We start from the raw sequence: 3,450 nt of genomic DNA on the forward strand, positions 1-3,450 counted from the left end.
AGCAGCTCTGCACAGCGCAGCCAACCGAAGATAGGTACCTTGATGCGGTTGCCAGAAGTGCGAATACTCCCTTCCAGGTAAAAGCTGTCTCGCACTCCCTTGCGTTTGAAGCGGGGAAACTTCCCCAACCCACCCCGCCAGCGCTTAAGGGCTTGCTCCAAGTTGCGTAATGCCTGCTGAGGGGCGCATTTGGAGACCTGGTAGTACCAGCGATGTTCTTTCTTCACCTCGGCCACTAGGCGCTTGTGCAGGTCAATGGCGGTGGGAAGTTTTTGCTGGTTCTCCAGGGCTTGCCGACAGACTTCTAAGCCCCAGTTATAGGCGTGGCGGGCTACCCCAGCGTGTTGGGCGGCTAGAGTTGTTTGCTTGCGGTTAAGAATGAGTTGCGTCCGAAAACCCAGTAACATGCCCGCCACACCGCAAAGCGTCCATGAGTTCCGTGAAGCTTTCGGCTTGGCGCTCACAAGCCCCCTTTAGCTTTAGGTAACTCATGTTGACTACTGTAAGCTTTTCGGCCTGCTGTTGTCAGCCTCTGGTTTTGTCTGCTGGTTTTGCTGGGGTTGGGGGGGTGGGGACGGCCAGCAGGGATCCCCTGCCACGGGTTCGATGTGCAACTCCAAGTAGCCGGTGGCCGGATCCGGTTGACGGGAGAAGCGGTACTCCGGGCTGTCGGCGAGGACAATTTCGGCGGTGGTGTAGATGAGGCAGCCGGGGCGCAGGTGTCCCCCCCAGGTTTGGCCTCGGGCATCGGCAACGGTGAGATGGAGATGGACTCCGTCAGGGCACAGGGATCCACTCAGGGCCAGGATCTCCAGGCGTTCCGACAACAGGTGATCCCCCGTTTGGTCGGCCAGGCGCAGGGTGGCTTGGCTAAGGCTGCCGACGGCGCTGAGGACAAACCCCGCTTGCAAGGGCTGCTGCCGGGCCACTCGCTCCAGTTCCTGCTTGAGATCTTGGCCGGGGAAGAGGCGCAAGGGATAAATCTTGAGGGATCCCGGCGGCATGGGCTGGAGCTCTTGGCGGCGGGAGGAGCGGATCCCGGGTCGCCAGCCGGGCTTGACCACCGGGCGGGAGCGAGCGATCACCAAGCAGTCATCCGGCAGGGGGTAGCGGGCAGGGATGGTGGAGCCGGCGGCAATGGTGACATCGGATCCCACCTGCAAAGGAGCCACCAGAACCGAGTTGGCGCCTGTTTTGCTGCGATCCCCAATTTCGGTAAAGTGCTTTTGCTGGCCGTCGTAGTTGGCGATGATGGTGCCCGCGCCGATGTTGACCTGGGATCCCAGCTTGGCATCGCCCAGGTAGGCCAAGTGGGCGGCGTTGCTGTGGGATCCAATCTGGGTATTTTTGGTTTCCACAAAGTTGCCGATGCGGCAATGATCCCCAATCTGGCTGTGGGGGCGCACGTGGGCGTAGGGGCCTATCCAGACGTGGTTGCCGATGCGGCTGTGGCTGACCACCGAGTAGAGAATGTGACACCCAGATCCAATCTCGCTGGACTCGATCCAACTGCCCGGCCCCAGGCGGGTTCCCGAGCCAATGCGGCACACCCCTCGCAGATGGGTTTGGGGCTCGATCACCACATCGGGGGCCAATTCCACCGTTTCCTCGAGGCTGCTGCTATCGGGATCCACAAAGGTGACCCCGGCTTCCATCCAGGCTTCCTTGAGGCGATCCTGCAAAATCTGGTACGCCTGGGCCAGTTGGCGGCGGTCGTTGACGCCCACAATTTCTTGCGGATCGGCAACATCCAGAGCGATGGCTTTGCCCACCCGCTTGACGGCATCTGTTAGGTAGTACTCCTGCTGTGCGTTGTTACTGTTGAGATGGGGCAAAACCTGGGCCAGAGCCGGCCAGTGGAAACAATACACCCCACTGTTGATGCGGCGATTTTGCCGTTGGGCCGGGGTGCAGTCTCGCTCTTCCACCAGTTCCAGCACCCGCTGTTGGGCATCGCAAAATACCCGCCCATAGCCATAGGGATCCGCCACCTGAGCCGAGAGCAAGGTTACCTCTGGGTTCATCTGGCGGTGGCGCTCCACCAGAGCTTGCAGGGTTTCTGCCCGCAGCAGGGGCACATCCCCGTTGATCACCAGCAGATCCCCCTGAAAACCGCCCAGGACGGGCAACAGCTGTTGAACGGCGTGTCCGGTGCCCAATTGCTGGGCCTGCTCCACAAATTCAACCGGGTACTCCCGCAGGGCTTGGCGCACCTGCTCCTGTTCATAACCCACAATCACCAGACAGCGGTGGGGTTTCAAGGTTAGCACCGTGCGCAGCAGCCGCTCGATCAAAGACAGGGATCCCAGTTTGTGCAGCACCTTGGGCAACTGCGACCGCATCCGGGTGCCCTTGCCCGCTGCCAAGATCGCTACCGATAGCTCCCGCTCTGCCATGTTCCTTCCCCGAACTGCCCCCATCAAGTATAGGCGGCAGGATTCTGCTCAAAAATCTTCTGAGGTTGGATCCAAGTTCCTGAGCCCTGTGCGGCCAAAACTGAGCTAGCTTAATGGCACATCTAGCTGGTGCAGTCTATGGCCGAGAGCAGGGGCCCTGATACGCCCCCACAGGAACGTCGGCGGTTGGTCCGCGAGGTGGCCGGCTGGCTGGCGATGCTGGGGGTGCTGATCCCAGGGTTGCAGCGCTTCTATATGGGGCACCAACGCTGGGGCTGGGGCTACTTGGTGGCGGGGCTGATGGTGTTCGTTCCTTCCATCCCGCTGCAGATTCTCAGCTACGGGGTACGCGCCCTTTGTTTGCTGGAAGGGCTGTGGATCCTGACCATGAGCAATGCCGATTTCGATTTTCGATTCAACCGAGAGTTGATCGAGCTGGAGTGGACCAGTGTGGAAGGGCGAGAAGCCCGGGATCCCGAACAGCAGTTGGAAAGCCAGTTGAAACAGGGCTTGATCACCCGCGCTGAATATGAGGAGCGCCGCCGGCAAATCCGCAAGATTTCCTGACGCAAGCATCTGCCTGGATAGACAGCCCGATAGATGGATAATGGTTCTGGTGTTGATTTTCCCGGCAATAGCTCCTGCCCGAGCTGGGCTCCTTCCTCTCCCCTGTTATCTTGCACCGTCCTTTTGCCTTATGTTGCCAAGCCTTCCTCTCGCAGCTATCCCCCTGTTCTCTATTGCGGCAGCCATGCTCTTGGTCTATCTGCCCATGGGGGTGGTGGGCTATGCCCGTGCCCGCGTCGGCTACGACCTGCATGCCCCTCGGGCTATGTTCGATAGGCTACCTCCCTACGGGCAACGGGCCACCTGGGCCCACGCCAACGGGTTTGAGACCTTTGGGATGTTTGCGGCAGCAGCGTTGATCGCCTACATCACCGGCCCTCACTCGGATCCCTGGTATTTTGGCCTCAGCGGAGATGAAGGGGTAGCTGTGCTGTGTGGGGTGTTTCTGCTGGCGCGGCTGCTCTACAACTTTTTCTACATTGCCGAT

4 protein-coding genes and 1 pseudogene are annotated in these 3,450 nt (G+C 60.2%); 2 read left to right on the forward strand and 3 right to left on the reverse strand.

Annotated features, from left to right (window positions below):
* From NW820_RS04225 to glmU, 3 genes and pseudogenes are all read right to left on the reverse strand, one after another.
* A partial coding sequence (locus tag NW820_RS04225) for an RNA-guided endonuclease InsQ/TnpB family protein (RefSeq protein ID WP_414406769.1) occupies positions 1 to 407 on the reverse strand: 407 nt, incomplete at its 3' end.
* Between the two features lie 90 nt (positions 408 to 497).
* The gene (locus tag NW820_RS04230; protein ID WP_414406778.1) at positions 498 to 1,004 is read right to left on the reverse strand and encodes a PPC domain-containing DNA-binding protein; all 507 of its coding nucleotides are present in this window, start codon (positions 1,002 to 1,004) and stop codon (positions 498 to 500) included.
* A gap of 42 nt (positions 1,005 to 1,046) precedes the next feature.
* Positions 1,047 to 2,396, reverse strand: a pseudogene (glmU, locus tag NW820_RS04235) (bifunctional UDP-N-acetylglucosamine diphosphorylase/glucosamine-1-phosphate N-acetyltransferase GlmU); the annotation flags it as partial.
* Positions 2,397 to 2,534: 138 nt separating this feature from the next.
* Between glmU and NW820_RS04240 the strand changes: the two are divergent.
* Together NW820_RS04240 and NW820_RS04245 are read left to right on the forward strand one after the other, a co-directional pair.
* Positions 2,535 to 2,963: an SHOCT domain-containing protein gene (locus tag NW820_RS04240; protein ID WP_414406770.1), complete on the forward strand. Its 429-nt coding sequence runs from the start codon at positions 2,535 to 2,537 to the stop codon at positions 2,961 to 2,963.
* A gap of 184 nt (positions 2,964 to 3,147) precedes the next feature.
* Positions 3,148 to 3,450 (forward strand): MAPEG family protein (locus NW820_RS04245; protein ID WP_414406771.1); only part of this gene is annotated, 303 nt, incomplete at its 3' end.

It is taken from the genome of Synechococcus sp. R55.7 (assembly GCF_047461955.1).
Lineage (GTDB): Bacteria > Cyanobacteriota > Cyanobacteriia > Thermostichales > Thermostichaceae > Thermostichus.